Genomic DNA, 14648 nt, shown 5'->3' with positions numbered 1-14648 from the left:
AGTTCTTATTAATAATTTTAATATAATAGTTAAAAACTAATTATCCTTTGTTACTCATTGCAGAAAGCATACCACCGTAAACACTGTTTAGAGAAGCAATGTTTGCAGTCATAGATTGCATTTGTTCTTTTAATTTAGATGCGTTCTCAGCGATTTCAGTATTTGCCTGAGCATTTCTTGAAGCGCTTTCTAACTGAACTTTATATAAACTGTTTAATGATTCCATTTGTGCAGCAGCAAGAGATAACTCTTCAGCATATTTCTTTTGTCCTGCGATAGAATCTACAGTTGGAGAAATTGCTTTTGCAGCTCCTTCAAAATTTTTGATGCTGTTTCCTAAACTTGACATTAATTCACCGTCAATTTTAGCTTCTTTTAAGATAGCATCTAATTTTTGAGATAATAAACCTTGGGCATCAGTTGATTCAACTTTCTCCTCTTTTTTTCTAGCTTGTCCGTTAGCTAATTCTGGGTAAACAAGAGTCCAATCCAATTCGTCTTCAACTGGTTCAAAAGCAGATAACGCGAAGATTAACGCCTCAGTTAATAAACCTACTGAAAGCATAACTGTTCCTGTTAATGGTCCAATTTCAAAGTGAGTAATTTTGAATAAAGCTCCAACGATTACTACTGCCGCTCCCATACCATAAGCGAAATTCATTGCTTTTTTACTTAATAATGCCATAATAATTTTTTTTTAGGTTTTAATTTTAAAATAGATTCGATTTGGTTATTGTATTGATTTAATTATAAATTACTATTTCTTTTTTCCGCTTCCGGTTACTTGAGTTCCCATGTAATCTTGTACAGTTCTGAAACCAATATAACTTCTTGCTGAATCAGCATATTCGTGATCACGAGTACTCACTTGTAGGAAATAAGCAACGTCTTTCCAAGATCCTCCACGAACAACTTTTCTTTGGTTGTTTCCATCAATTACGTTAGGGTTCATTGTAGAAACATACTCATAGGCATTTGGATTATAAGCTGAATCTGTCCACTCAGAAACGTTTCCTGCCATGTTGTATAATCCGTATCCGTTTTGTTCGTAAGATTTAGCTTCAACTGTATATAAAGCCTCGTCGGCAGCATAATCTCCTCTGTTAGGTTTGAAGTTTGCCATGAAACATCCTCTGTCACTTTTCGTGTAAGGACCTCCCCATGGGTATGTAGCAGACTCCAGACCACCTCTTGCAGCATACTCCCATTCTGCTTCCGTTGGAAGTCTGAATGCGTTAACTAAATCACGTCCTTTTTTCTTAGATTTAATGTAGCTGTTTTTATTTAAAGTTCTCCATGCACAGAATGCTTTTGCTTGTTTCCAAGTTACACCCACTACAGGATAATCTCCATAAGCTTTGTGCCAGAAATAATCATTATGCATTGGTTCATTATATGAATATGAGAAGTCTTTAATCCAAACTGTAGTATCTGGATATACACTAACCTGCTCAGTTTTAACGAAGTCTTTTCTTTTTCCAACTTTGGCTTTTGCAGCAGCCTGAATATCCATCCAAGAATAACGGAATTTCAATTTATTTACATCAATTGTTCTTAAACCATTATATGATTCTTCAATTGGCAAATACATAGAATCCATTACTTCAGCATAATACTCATCCGGATAAGCTTTAGTATCTCTAATTAATTTAACTTTTTTGTTTAATTTTCTACCAGCATAAGGATCATCTTTTGTTCCTACGCTATAGTAGTTATCATACATGTATTTATCATAAGCCGTCATTTTATCCGGCTCAGAGTCATTAAATGCATAATCAGCGATACTACCACCTTTACTACCTTTACCTCCAGTACTTTTTTGTCCTGTTTCATCAGCTAAAATAGCAAGACGAACTCTCATTGTAGAGTCTTTTACCCACTCCACAAACTGACGGTACTCACTGTTAGTAATCTCAGTTTCATCCATATAGAATGAACGAACTGTTACTGTTTTAGTTGGAGCGTCTTCTACATTAGCTAAATCAGCATCTGATTTACCCATGATAAAAGATCCACCAGGAACTAATGTCATTCCATAAGGCTTCTCGGGATGCCATTTCCCTCCTGTAACACCAACTAATTCACCTTTGTCACCTGACTTACCACAGCCGATTACTAGTGTTAACATTGCTGCAAATGCAATAAACTTCTTCATATAAATTTGGGATTATCTATTCATTATTAAAAGTCCGTAAACGTATTTATTATTTATCTAAAAAACAATACTACTTGCGAAATTTATTTTACCGTTCAAAAATAATGTTAAATAAAATAAAAAAAAAATATTTCATCGACAAACTGATTAAAAAAATCGACGTAAAACGTTAAATTTTACAATATATAAACCTTATCTTACTAAATTTTTTAACTAAAATTTAAAAAAACTGAAAATTTTAAGATTTTCAATAAAATTTTCTTTTACAAAGCGTTTTTTCGCTGTGCTTTCCACCATCTTTCTGGCAATTCCTGATTACATGCACTCAAATATTCTTCATAAGAACACGGTAATAACGTATTTCTTTTTAGTTTATTGCTGCCGTTTGTTTCAAACGGAATTTCAATCCACCAGCGATCTGTTTTATCACTTTTATAAAATACCAGTTCTTCTTCTTCCAACGGAACAATATACTTTAAATAATTTGTTCTGCTTCCAAATGGATATTCTTTTGAACGATAATGGTATCCTTCAATAAAATACCAAACGATCTGAGCAATAATTGGCGACTCCTGTACGGTACTGTTATGATTAAACACTCCAAAAGAAGACACTTTATCACTTATTCCTGCATATCTTGCCAATGAACAAATCTCTTTTCCATTGAATCCATTTGGTTCAAATGAAATTGTATTTCCTGAATCTGAAGACTTTACCGAATTCAAATCAATACTTACTAAGTCAGCATCTCTAAAAACAGGCTCTGCCAATGTAATTTTGTTTGAAATCTCTCCCAATCGGTAGGCGTCAAAAAACAACTTTTCAATTAAATCAATTTCTTCTTGTGAATTATAGTAGGTCTGGTATCCTATATTACAGTAATTGAAAAGATTATTCGGCTCGTCAATTATAATTTTTGTTAAATAAGAATTAGCCGAAACAGCTTCATTTTCTTTACCAAAATCAAATCTGTTATCTACAGAAACCATATTTACCATTTGCTCTAAATCATCATAAGCACGATATAAAGCGTATGTCAAATCCTGTGAACCTCCCAGAACTATCGGAATGACTTTATTCTTAATTAATGCAGCGGTTACCTTTTTTACTGCAAAATAAGTATCCTCTACAGAATCTCCTGCGAGAATATCTCCTAAATCAGCAATGGAAGCATCCCAATTACCGGGAAACATTCCGTACAGCTTTTTACGAACAGCGTTTAAATTAACTTCGTTAACTATATTAATATTACGGCGATCTTCTAAAACTCCAACAATTGCAATATTAATTTTATCGATATCCGGAAACTGATCCTGAGTATGCAAAGCAATTTTGCTTCCCAGTTCTTGTGAAGACAATGAACTAATGAATTTTAAAATTCCGTCATTTAAAGGCTCTAGAAAATCAAATTCCATTGTTTATTTCTTTTTTGCTGCTGTTTTTTTTGCCGGTGCTTTTTTTGCCGTTGCAGCTTTCTTTGCAGGGGCTTTTTTCGCTGGTGTTTTTGCCGCAATCATTTCCTGAACCTGATCCAGTGTTAATTTTGAAGCATCAACATCTTTACTTAATTCAATTTTAATTTTTCCTTTCAGAATTACTGATCTTCCCCAGCGAGCTTTTTCTACTACAATTCCTTCTTCTTCCCAGTTATGAATTACCTTATCGATATTCTTCTGAAGTTTATCTTCGATTAATTCTTCAACATCTGCCTGAGATAAATTATCAAAATTGTATTTTTTACTCACATTTATAAAAAGGCCGTTCCATTTAATAAAAGGACCAAAACGCCCCACTCCTTTTTGAACTCCCTCGCCTTTATACACGGCAATTGGTGCATCTGCAAGTGCTTTTTCATCAATTAGCTCTTTTGCTCTTTCTTTTGTGACACTTAAAGGATCTTCTCCTCTAGGCAACGAAATAAACACACTTCCATGACGTACATACGGTCCGTAACGACCATTACTTACTTCTACTTCTTCTCCTTTATATTCTCCTAAATTTTTAGGAAGTAAAAATAAATTTAAAGCTTCTTCCAGTGTAATATTTCCAATATTCTGATCTGCCATCAAGCTGGCAAACTTTTTATCTTCATCGTCTGCTTCTCCAATTTGAGCCATTGGTCCAAATTTTCCTAATCGAACAGAAACCTGTCTTCCGTCAGCATCTTTTCCTAAAATTCTCTCCCCGCTTTCACGTTCAGCATTTGCTTCTACTTCTTTAACATTTGGATGAAATTTATTGTAGAAATCCTGCATCATGATTGCCCAGTCAATATTTCCTTCGGCAATTTCGTCAAAATCCTGTTCTACTTTTGCAGTAAAATTATAATCTAAAATATTTCCGAAGTTCTTAACAAGGAAATCTGTTACAATAGTCCCAATATCAGTTGGAACCAGTTTTCCTTTGTCTGAACCTGTATTTTCTTTTAAAAGCTTTTCCCCTACCTTACTATTTTGTAAAGTCAACTGTGTATAATTGCGTTCCTGACCTTCGAGTGTCCCTTTTTCAACATAATTTCTGTTGATGATGGTCGAAATAGTCGGTGCATATGTTGACGGACGCCCAATTCCAAGCTCCTCCAGTTTTTTTACTAAAGATGCCTCAGTATAACGTGCCGGCGGTCTTGAATATCGTTCTGTAGCCGTAATATAGTTGTTAACCAGTTTTTCGTTTACTTTTAGAGCCGGAAGCATTCCTTCTTGTTCTTCTTCGTCATCATCATGACCTTCTAAATAAACTTTTAAAAAACCTTCAAAAAGCAAAACTTCTCCTGAAGCAGTAAAAATTTCGCTGTGATTATCTGCTTCAATTTTTACGTTTGTTCTTTCTAACTGTGCATCGCTCATTTGAGATGCCAGAGTTCTTTTCCAGATCAAATCATACAAACGAGCCTGATCACGATCAATATTTACGGTATGACGGGACATATCAGTCGGACGAATTGCTTCGTGCGCTTCTTGTGCTCCTTTACTTTTGGTGGCAAAAGTTCTCGGTTTTGAGAATTCTTTTCCGTAAGATTTTATGATTTCTGCTTCAGCGGCATCCATTGCATCTTTTGAAAGATTAACACTGTCTGTTCTCATATAAGTAATGAGTCCCGCCTCATATAATCGTTGCGCTAACTGCATTGTTATTCCAACTGGCAAATACAATTTTCTTGCTGCTTCCTGCTGCAAAGTAGAAGTTGTAAAAGGTGCTGTTGGAGATTTTTTGGTAGGTTTAGTTTCTAAATCGGCTACCTTATATTTAGAACCGAGGTTTTGATTTAAGAAATCTTCGGCTTCTTTTTTTGTATTGAAGTTTTTTGGCAGTTTTGCTTTAAAAGCTTTTCCGCTTTCGTTTACAAATTCTGCAACAACTGAATAGGTTGCAACTGCATTAAAATTTTGAATTTCACGTTCTCTTTCTACAATCAAACGTACAGAAACAGATTGTACACGACCTGCAGAAAGTCCGCCTTTAACTTTTCTCCACAAAACAGGAGATAATTCATAACCCACCAAACGATCTAATACTCTCCTCGCCTGTTGTGCATTAACTAAATTATAATCTATTTCTCTTGGATTGTCAATTGCTTTAAGAATCGCAGATTTTGTAATCTCGTGAAAAACAATTCGTTTGGTTTTTTTAGTATCCAGTTTTAATTCTTCCGCCAAGTGCCATGAAATAGCTTCTCCCTCGCGGTCCTCATCGCTTGCTAACCAAACCGTTTCGGCATTTTTAGATAGTGATTTTAGTTTCGTTACCAAGGCTTTTTTATCTGGAGAAACTTCATATTTTGGTTTAAACCCATTCTCTACATCTACTCCTATTTCCTTTGATGGTAAGTCGGCTATGTGACCATAACTTGACTCCACCTGAAAATCGTTCCCAAGAAATTTCTCGATCGTTTTCGCCTTTGCAGGTGACTCCACTATTACTAAATTCTTTGCCATTGCTCTTATTTTCTGCAACAAAAGTATTTATTTTTTTTAAATATTAACCTTGTCGGTGAATTTTTGAGGTATTTTGATATTATGAAACTTAAAATTGCAGATTTATCTGTAATATTCTGTATTATATATATAGGTATAACTTTTAATCGTTTATGACAGCGAAATTCTATTATTTTAGATCATGGATTTTGGATTGCAGATTTTGGATTATTCAAACTTCCGGCTTATAAACTAAAATTAGAAATATAAAATTCTTTTCTGCCATCTTGTCATATTGATCGTATTTGCGTTATCTTTGCACTTTGAAATTTTACAATGGAAAAGATTATTGAAGAAAGCAAGCAAGGCGAAAGTCTTGTTTTAGAAAATAAACCTGAGAATACTAAAAAACTATTTATAGAAAGTTACGGCTGTGCAATGAATTTTTCAGACAGCGAAGTCGTAGCATCCATTTTGTCTGATGGAGGATATAATACAACTTCAGTTTTAGAAGAAGCCGACTTGGTTTTGGTAAACACTTGCTCTATCCGGGACAAAGCAGAACAGACTATTCGTAAGCGTCTTGAAAAATACAATGCGGTAAAACGTACAAATCCAAAAATGAAAGTGGGTGTTCTGGGCTGTATGGCCGAGCGTTTGAAAAGTCAGTTTCTGGAAGAGGAAAAAATAGTAGATCTTGTTGTGGGTCCTGATGCCTATAAAGATCTGCCCAACCTATTAGCAGAAGTTGAAGAAGGTCGGGACGCTATCAATGTAATTTTATCAAAAGAAGAAACATACGGAGATATTTCGCCGGTTCGTTTAATGAGCAACGGAATCACTGCCCTGGTTTCTATTACGCGCGGATGCGATAATATGTGTACATTTTGTGTTGTACCTTTTACCCGCGGACGTGAGCGCAGCCGTGAACCGCAGAGTATTATGGCCGAAATTCAGGATTTATGTAACAAAGGTTTTAAAGAAATTACACTTTTAGGACAAAATGTTGACAGTTATCTTTGGTATGGCGGCGGTTTGAAAAAAGATTTCGTAAACGCCTCTGAAATGCAAAAAGCCACTGCAGTAGATTTTGATCAGTTACTTGAAATGGTGGCTGTTGGTTTTCCTAAAATGCGAATCAGATTTTCGACTTCTAATCCGCAGGATATGCACGAAAGCATTTTGCATGTTATTGCGAAATATCCAAATATCTGTAAACACATTCACTTACCGGTTCAATCCGGAAGCAACAGAATTTTAAAAGAAATGAATCGTCTGCATTCGCGTGAAGAATATATGGCTTTGATTGATAAAATCAGAGCGATTGTTCCGGAAGCTTCTATTTCGCAGGATATGATTGCCGGTTTCCCAACTGAAACAGAAGAAGATCATCAGGATACATTGAGTTTGATGGAATATGTGAAATATAATTTTGGTTATATGTATTCGTATTCTGAACGTCCGGGAACTTTGGCCGGAAGAAAAATGAAAGATGATGTAGAGGAAGAAACCAAAGCCAGACGATTACAGGAAATTGTCGATTTACAGCAAAAACATGCCTGGTTTAGAAGTGAGGAATTTGTTGGAAAAACAGTGGAAGTTTTAGTAGAAAAGGTTTCAAAAAAATCGGCAGCCGAATTTTCAGGAAGAAACTCCCAAAGTATTACAGTAGTTTTTCCAAAAGAAAATTATAAAATTGGCGATTTTGTAAATGTAAAAATCACAAGCTGTACGAGTGGAACTTTAAAAGGTGAAGCGGTTGGTTTGAGTGCAATGAATTAATTTTTTTTTTGCCACAGACTAAAAGGATTGAAATGATTTTTTGAATTATTTTTCTTACTTAAATTTGTGCAAAAAAAATTATTTATGCAACATTACAGAGAAAATGAAACCTACAAGATTATTGGCATTTGTATGGAAGTTCATCGAAATCTTGGTCCAGGTTTATTAGAAGTTATTTACAAAGATGCTTTAGAATTAGAATTTAAAGAACATAATATTCTATTTGAAAGAGAAAAAGAATACTCTATTGAATATAAAGGAAAAATTTTAGCTCATAAATTTTATGCTGATTTTATTGTAAATGAAGATATTGTATTAGAAGTTAAAGCAATAAAAGAATTTTCCAACGAACATGTTGCCCAAATTTTAAATTATATAAAATTATCAAATTCAGAAGTTGGGCTGTTAGTTAATTTTCAGACAAAATCTCTTCAATATAAGAGATACATTTTATAATTTTAGGTAATCTGTGTTAATCACTTTAATCTGTGGCAAAAGAAAATAGAATATAAGCCAAAGTTTTAAGCTTTCAGGCAAAATCTGAAAACTGAAACAAACAAAAACTTGAAACAAAAATATACATGGAAACAGTTCAGGCAATAAAACAACGATTTGAGATTATTGGAAATGACCCAAAATTAAATCGTGCTATCGAAAAAGCCATTCAGGTTGCTCCAACTGATATTTCGGTTATGGTAACGGGTGAAAGTGGTGTTGGTAAAGAAAATATTCCCAGAATAATACATTCGCTTTCGCACAGAAAGCATGGAAAATATATCGCTGTAAACTGTGGAGCAATTCCGGAAGGAACGATTGACAGTGAACTTTTTGGACACGAAAAAGGTGCTTTTACAGGTGCAACAAGCACGCGTGAAGGTTATTTTGAAGTAGCAGACGGCGGAACTATCTTTCTTGATGAAGTTGGTGAACTACCTTTAACAACTCAGGTGAGACTGCTGCGTGTTCTTGAAAATGGGGAATTCATTAAAGTGGGTTCATCCCAGGTTCAAAAAACAAATGTTCGTATTGTTGCGGCAACAAATGTGAACTTATTTAATGCAATCGAAAAGGGAAAATTCCGTGAAGATTTGTATTATCGTTTAAGCACAGTCGAAATTACATTGCCGCCATTGCGCGAGCGAAATGACGATATTCATCTATTGTTCAGAAAATTTGTCGCCGATTTTGCTCATAAATACAAAATGCCGCCTTTAAGACTGGATGACGACGCTGTTCAGCTCTTGCAAAAATTCAGATGGAGCGGAAATATTCGCCAGCTTCGAAATGTTGCTGAGCAGATTTCTGTTTTAGAAACAAATCGCGATATTACTTTGGCAACGCTTCAATCTTATCTGCCTGTTGAAGGAAGCAATCTGCCTTCTGTAATTAATGATAAGAAAAAAGACTCCGATTTTAGTACAGAACGAGATATTTTATACAAAGTGCTTTTCGACATGAGAAGCGACCTGAATGATCTCAAAAAACTAACTTTGGAATTAATGAAAAATGGAGGAAGCTCCAAAATGCAGGACATTAATCCGAATTTAATTCAGAAAATATACGGTTCGCAGGAAAATGACAGCGAAATTGATTTTGAAGAAGAACCAAGAACTGCGGTTATGACGCCTGCAGTACGTGAAGAAAATTACCAGATTCCGGAAGATAATTATTTATTTGCCGAAACAATTGAAGAAGAGGAAGTTTTACGTTTGGAACAAAAAGAAATCGAAATGATCAAAAAATCATTAGAAAAAAACAAAGGAAAACGAAAAGCTGCCGCAGATGAACTGGGAATTTCTGAAAGAACTTTATATCGAAAAATTAAACAATTTGATCTGTAGATAGTAAATTCCAAAAATAAAATTCCAAATTTCAAATTAGTATATTTGGAAAAAATTGGAATCGGCCCCAGACAACAGCAAATGCGCGAAGCAATTTTAAACATCAGGATTCTCTAAAAAATTTATGAAAAAAACATATTATTTAATCGCCTTTTTTAGTCTTTTTATGCTAAGTGGCTGCAAATTCTACAACTTTACCGGCGCAAAACCTGTTGATGCAAAAACCTTTCAGGTTAACTTTTTCCATAACAATGCAGATTTAGTGGAACCCGGAATTGACAGAGAATTTACACTCGCATTGCAGGATTTGATCATGAACCAAACCAATTTAAACCTTGTAAGCAATGGTGGAGAATTAGTTTATGAAGGAGAAATTGTTGATTACAGAATTACACCAATGACTGCAACAGCAGATCAGCAGGCAGCACAAAACCGTTTGACAATCCGTATTAATGTAAGGTTCACCAATAAAAAGAAAGAAACAGATGATTTTGAAAAACCTTTCGAATTTTATTATGATTTTCCGGGACGAGATCTTCCTACAGGAAGTGTTCTAAATGAAGCTATTAAAACAATTTTCGAAAGAATTACGCAAGATATCTTTAATGATTCCCTGGCAAAATGGTAAGAATGTTTATTGGTTGAATCGGTTAACCGTTTAATCGATTCTCAAAAAAACAGCCAAACAACCAAACAACCAAACAACCAAACAATTAAACAGTTAACCGATTAAACGATTAAACAAAAAAAACAATGAACGTTACTGATTATACATACTTAATGAACAAACCTGATGCTATTACAGAAAATCAGGCAGAAGCGTTAGGAGGTGTTTTAAATGAATTTCCGTATTTTCAAAGTGCAAGAGCTCTTCGGTTAAAAGGACTTTACAAACAAAACAGCTTTAAGTATAATTATGCTTTAAAGGTTACTGCGGCACATACCTCAGATCGTTCGGTTTTATTTGATTTTATTACTTCAGAAAATTTTGTTTCGATTCAGAATGATTTTTATGACCAAAAATTAAAAGATCTTTTAGAAATAAAAGTATTTGACAGCGAAGTTGTTTCTGCCGAGCCTGTTGTAAAAATGCCCGAAATTCGAATTGACCCAATTGAACAGTCAATTTTAAAATCAATAAAAGAAGCCACAACAGTTGTTTTTGAAGAACCTTCTAAAATTCAACAAGAATCTGTTGCACAGGCAATTTCAACACAAAGCCAAGATATCGAATTAAATAGTACTGAAGAACCTTTAAAAACCGAAGAACAAACAATTGAACCAGTTACAGAAGAATCAATTGTGCTTCCTAGTGAAGAAGAAATATTAAGTACTTTTAAAGAAGTAACTGAAACTGAAGAGATAGATTTAGAAACTGAGCAGCCGGTAACTATTATTAATGAAGAAGAAATATTCAACTCTTTTCAGGAAGTAAATGAAGTTGAAGAAACCTTTGAGCAATTAATTACATCAGATGTACATTCTGCTCCTGAAGAAGAAAGAACAGATAATATCAATATCGACACAACAGAAATTGAAGAAATAAAAGTTGAAGCTATTGTCAATGAGTCTGTGCTTACGCCGAGCGAAGAAGAAATATTGGATATTTTTAAAGAAGTTCCGGAAACTAAAGAAAAAGAAATTGAACCGGAAGCAGAAGAATCAATTCTGACTCCGAGCGAAGAAGAAATATTAAATACATTTAAGGAAGTCAATCCGGCTGAAGAAAAGACAGCTGAAAAGCCTGTTATTAAAGCAACTTTCTTTGATGAATTTGTAGATGATGAAATCACGGAATCAGATATTGACCCGATTGAAGAATCTATATTGATCTCTATTAAAGAAGCCGCAGAAGTTACTTTTGAAGAACCGGCAGCTGCAGAAGAACCAGAATCTATTGAAGAAACAAAAAATAATGAAGAACCGGCAGAGGTTAATTTTTCTGAAACTGAAACACCTAAAGCCGAAATCCCGGAAACAGTAAAAGAAGCTGCGGAACATTTAGGAATAGGAAAACCTATAGATTTTTCTCTAAATGAAAAACATTCTTTTCAGGAATGGCTTCAATTATCGAGAGCTGAACCTATTGACCGCTCAAAAGAAAATAATGCTGAAAAAAAAACAACTGAAACGACTGAAATAGTGTCTGTAGAAGAAGAGAAAAAGAAAAAAGCACAAATAATTGATCGTTTTATTGAAGCAAATCCAAAAATTTCTCCCATAAAACCAACAATGTCAAATCCTCCAATTCAGTTTAATATTAATGAAGAGGAGAATTCATACTTAATGACAGAGACTTTAGCCCGAGTATATTTGGAACAAAAAAAATATACAAAGGCTATACAAGCATATGAAATATTAATTTTGAAATATCCAGAAAAAATTAGTTTCTTTGCAGACCGCATTTCGGATATAAAGATTTTACAACAAAATAACAATAACAATTAATACAATGAGCACATTTTCAATTTTCTTAGTTTTAATCACAATAGTTTGCTTTCTATTGATCGTAGTGATTATGGTACAAAACCCAAAAGGAGGAGGATTATCTTCTACTATCAGCGGAACTCAAATGTTAGGCGGTGTACAAAAAACAACTGACTTTTTAGATAAAAGTACATGGACATTAGCTACTATCCTGATTGCCTTAATCTTACTTTCAAGTTTAAGTTTTACAGGAAGTCTTGGTGATACTGGATCTAAAATTATTGATAAAACAGAAGCACCTGCATCTACGCCAGCTGCTCCTGCTCAACAAACTCCTGCTCCGGCAGCACCTGCAGCAAAATAATATTTTCAGATATACTATAATTGAAATGCCAGCCTGTCAAAGCTGGCATTTTTTTTAAGAAATAATGTCAGTTTTTCTACCATGGCACAATTTCTGAAAGTCTATTGAACATTAAAAAACGTATAACTTAATAATAATACAAAATCATGGCTTTAAACATTAAACCGCTTTCAGACCGCGTACTTATTGAACCTGTTGCAGCTGAGACTAAAACTGCTTCGGGTATTTTTATTCCAGATACTGCCAAAGAAAAACCGCAAAAAGGTACTGTAGTAGCAGTAGGAAACGGATCTAAAGATCATACAATGACTGTAAAAGTTGGTGATACTGTTTTGTACGGTAAATATGCCGGAACAGAACTAAAACTGGAAGGTACTGATTACCTGATTATGCGTGAAGATGACATCTTAGCAATAATCTAAAAAATAGTATTAAGTACTCTGAGTATTAATATTTAAGACTAAAGTAAGTTGAAACAAATCAAACTTTAAACAAAAATTAAAAAAAATGGCAAAAGATATAAAATTTGATATTGAAGCACGTGACGGATTAAAACGTGGTGTTGATGCATTAGCAAATGCTGTAAAAGTAACTCTTGGACCTAAAGGTCGTAATGTAATTATTGGAAAATCATTTGGTGGACCAACCGTTACTAAAGATGGTGTTTCTGTTGCAAAAGAAATCGAATTAAAAGACGCATTAGAAAATATGGGTGCGCAAATGGTAAAAGAAGTTGCTTCTAAAACCAATGATTTAGCAGGAGACGGAACTACAACTGCTACAGTTTTAGCTCAGGCTATCGTAAAAGAAGGTCTTAAAAACGTTGCCGCAGGGGCTAACCCAATGGATCTGAAACGTGGTATCGATAAAGCTGTTGAAGCTATCGTTGCTGATCTGGCAAAACAAGCTAAAGTTGTTGGAAGCGATTCTGACAAAATCAAACAAATTGCTTCTATCTCTGCAAATAATGATGAAGTTATTGGTGAATTAATTGCTACAGCTTTTGCTAAAGTTGGAAAAGAAGGAGTTATCACTGTAGAAGAAGCTAAAGGAACTGACACTTTTGTGGATGTTGTTGAAGGAATGCAGTTTGACAGAGGATATCTTTCTCCTTACTTTGTAACAAACCCAGAGAAAATGGAAGTTGAATTAGACTCTCCATACATCTTATTATATGATAAAAAAGTATCTTCTTTAAAAGAATTACTTCCAGTTTTAGAACCGGTTGCACAATCAGGAAAACCATTATTGATTATTGCTGAAGATGTTGACGGAGAAGCTCTTTCTACTTTAGTAGTAAACAAATTAAGAGGTGCTCTTAAAATTGCTGCTGTAAAAGCTCCAGGTTTTGGAGACAGAAGAAAAGCAATGTTAGAAGATATCGCAATCTTAACTGGCGGAACTGTAATTTCTGAAGAGAGAGGTTATACTCTTGAAAATACAACGATCGAAATGTTAGGAACTGCAAAAAGAGTTTCTATCGATAAAGACAATACAACAATTGTAAGCGGTGCCGGTGAAGCAGATATCATTAAAAACCGTGTAAACCAAATTAAAGGTCAGATGGAAACTACAACATCTGATTATGATAAAGAAAAATTACAAGAGCGTTTGGCTAAATTAGCCGGAGGTGTTGCTGTTCTTTATGTTGGTGCGGCTTCTGAAGTCGAAATGAAAGAGAAAAAAGACAGAGTTGATGACGCATTACACGCGACTCGTGCAGCTGTTGAAGAAGGAATTGTTGCTGGTGGTGGTGTTGCTTTATTAAGAGCAAAAACTGCTTTATCAGAACTTAAAGCAGATAATGCTGACGAAGCAACCGGAATTCAGATTGTTTCTCGCGCAGTTGAGTCTCCATTAAGAACTATTGTTGAAAATGCAGGTCTTGAAGGTTCTGTAGTTGTTGCTAAAGTTACTGAAGGTTCTGGTGATTTTGGATACAATGCAAAAACTGACGAATATGTAGATATGCTTACTGCCGGAATTATCGATCCTAAAAAAGTAACTCGTGTAGCTCTTGAAAATGCTGCATCTGTTTCTGGAATGATCTTAACGACAGAATGTGCATTGATCGATATTAAAGAAGAAAATGCCGGAGGCGGAATGCCAATGGGCGGCGGAATGCCTGGAATGATGTAATTTGTTCCCTTCTTAAAACTTAAAGC

The 14648-nt window shown here is 34.6% G+C and carries 12 protein-coding genes; 8 read left to right on the top strand and 4 right to left on the bottom strand.

Features of this window, described 5'->3' with window-relative positions; all coding sequences use genetic code 11:
- Nucleotides 1–40: 40 nt before the first annotated feature.
- The 4 genes from gldL to topA all read right to left on the bottom strand — a co-directional run bounded on the left by gldL (nucleotide 41) and on the right by topA (nucleotide 6090).
- Nucleotides 41–685, bottom strand: a complete 645-nt coding sequence (gene gldL / locus ASE21_RS16500; RefSeq protein ID WP_057123799.1) for a gliding motility protein GldL — start codon at nucleotides 683–685, stop codon at nucleotides 41–43.
- 72 nt (nucleotides 686–757) lie between these two features.
- Nucleotides 758–2155, bottom strand: coding sequence for a gliding motility lipoprotein GldK (gene gldK / locus ASE21_RS16495; protein ID WP_057123798.1), 1398 nt, complete (start codon nucleotides 2153–2155; stop codon nucleotides 758–760).
- A 263-nt stretch (nucleotides 2156–2418) separates the two neighbouring features.
- Nucleotides 2419–3570, bottom strand: coding sequence for a formimidoylglutamase (locus ASE21_RS16490; protein ID WP_057123797.1), 1152 nt, complete (start codon nucleotides 3568–3570; stop codon nucleotides 2419–2421).
- Between the two features lie 3 nt (nucleotides 3571–3573).
- The gene (gene topA / locus ASE21_RS16485) at nucleotides 3574–6090 is read right to left on the bottom strand and encodes a type I DNA topoisomerase (RefSeq protein WP_057123796.1); all 2517 of its coding nucleotides are present in this window, start codon (nucleotides 6088–6090) and stop codon (nucleotides 3574–3576) included.
- 315 nt (nucleotides 6091–6405) lie between these two features.
- On the opposite strand from topA, the gene miaB reads away from it, so the two are divergent.
- The 8 genes from miaB (at nucleotide 6406) to groL (ending at nucleotide 14622) form a co-directional block, all read left to right on the top strand.
- The gene (gene miaB, locus ASE21_RS16480) at nucleotides 6406–7851 is read left to right on the top strand and encodes a tRNA (N6-isopentenyl adenosine(37)-C2)-methylthiotransferase MiaB (RefSeq protein ID WP_057123794.1); all 1446 of its coding nucleotides are present in this window, start codon (nucleotides 6406–6408) and stop codon (nucleotides 7849–7851) included.
- Between the two features lie 84 nt (nucleotides 7852–7935).
- Nucleotides 7936–8307, top strand: a complete 372-nt coding sequence (locus ASE21_RS16475) for a GxxExxY protein (RefSeq protein ID WP_057123792.1) — start codon at nucleotides 7936–7938, stop codon at nucleotides 8305–8307.
- A gap of 125 nt (nucleotides 8308–8432) precedes the next feature.
- A complete protein-coding gene (locus tag ASE21_RS16470; protein WP_057123790.1) occupies nucleotides 8433–9692 on the top strand; it encodes a sigma-54 interaction domain-containing protein in 1260 nt (419 codons plus the stop codon).
- A gap of 124 nt (nucleotides 9693–9816) precedes the next feature.
- Nucleotides 9817–10320 carry an LptE family protein gene (locus ASE21_RS16465; RefSeq protein ID WP_057123789.1) on the top strand — a complete coding sequence of 168 codons (504 nt, stop codon included), beginning with the start codon at nucleotides 9817–9819 and terminating at the stop codon, nucleotides 10318–10320.
- Nucleotides 10321–10445: 125 nt separating this feature from the next.
- Complete coding sequence (locus tag ASE21_RS16460; RefSeq protein WP_057123788.1) at nucleotides 10446–12140, top strand: tetratricopeptide repeat protein; 1695 nt, start codon at nucleotides 10446–10448, stop codon at nucleotides 12138–12140.
- 4 nt (nucleotides 12141–12144) lie between these two features.
- The gene (secG, locus tag ASE21_RS16455) at nucleotides 12145–12483 is read left to right on the top strand and encodes a preprotein translocase subunit SecG (RefSeq protein WP_057123787.1); all 339 of its coding nucleotides are present in this window, start codon (nucleotides 12145–12147) and stop codon (nucleotides 12481–12483) included.
- 146 nt (nucleotides 12484–12629) lie between these two features.
- Nucleotides 12630–12905: a co-chaperone GroES gene (groES, locus tag ASE21_RS16450; RefSeq protein WP_012023920.1), complete on the top strand. Its 276-nt coding sequence runs from the start codon at nucleotides 12630–12632 to the stop codon at nucleotides 12903–12905.
- Between the two features lie 85 nt (nucleotides 12906–12990).
- Nucleotides 12991–14622, top strand: coding sequence for a chaperonin GroEL (groL, locus tag ASE21_RS16445; protein WP_057123785.1), 1632 nt, complete (start codon nucleotides 12991–12993; stop codon nucleotides 14620–14622).
- The last annotated feature ends 26 nt before the right edge of the window (nucleotides 14623–14648 follow it).

Origin of the sequence: Flavobacterium sp. Root901 (genome assembly GCF_001429765.1) — a bacterium.
Lineage (GTDB): Bacteria > Bacteroidota > Bacteroidia > Flavobacteriales > Flavobacteriaceae > Flavobacterium.
This window is presented reverse-complemented; position numbering and strand designations above follow the sequence as displayed.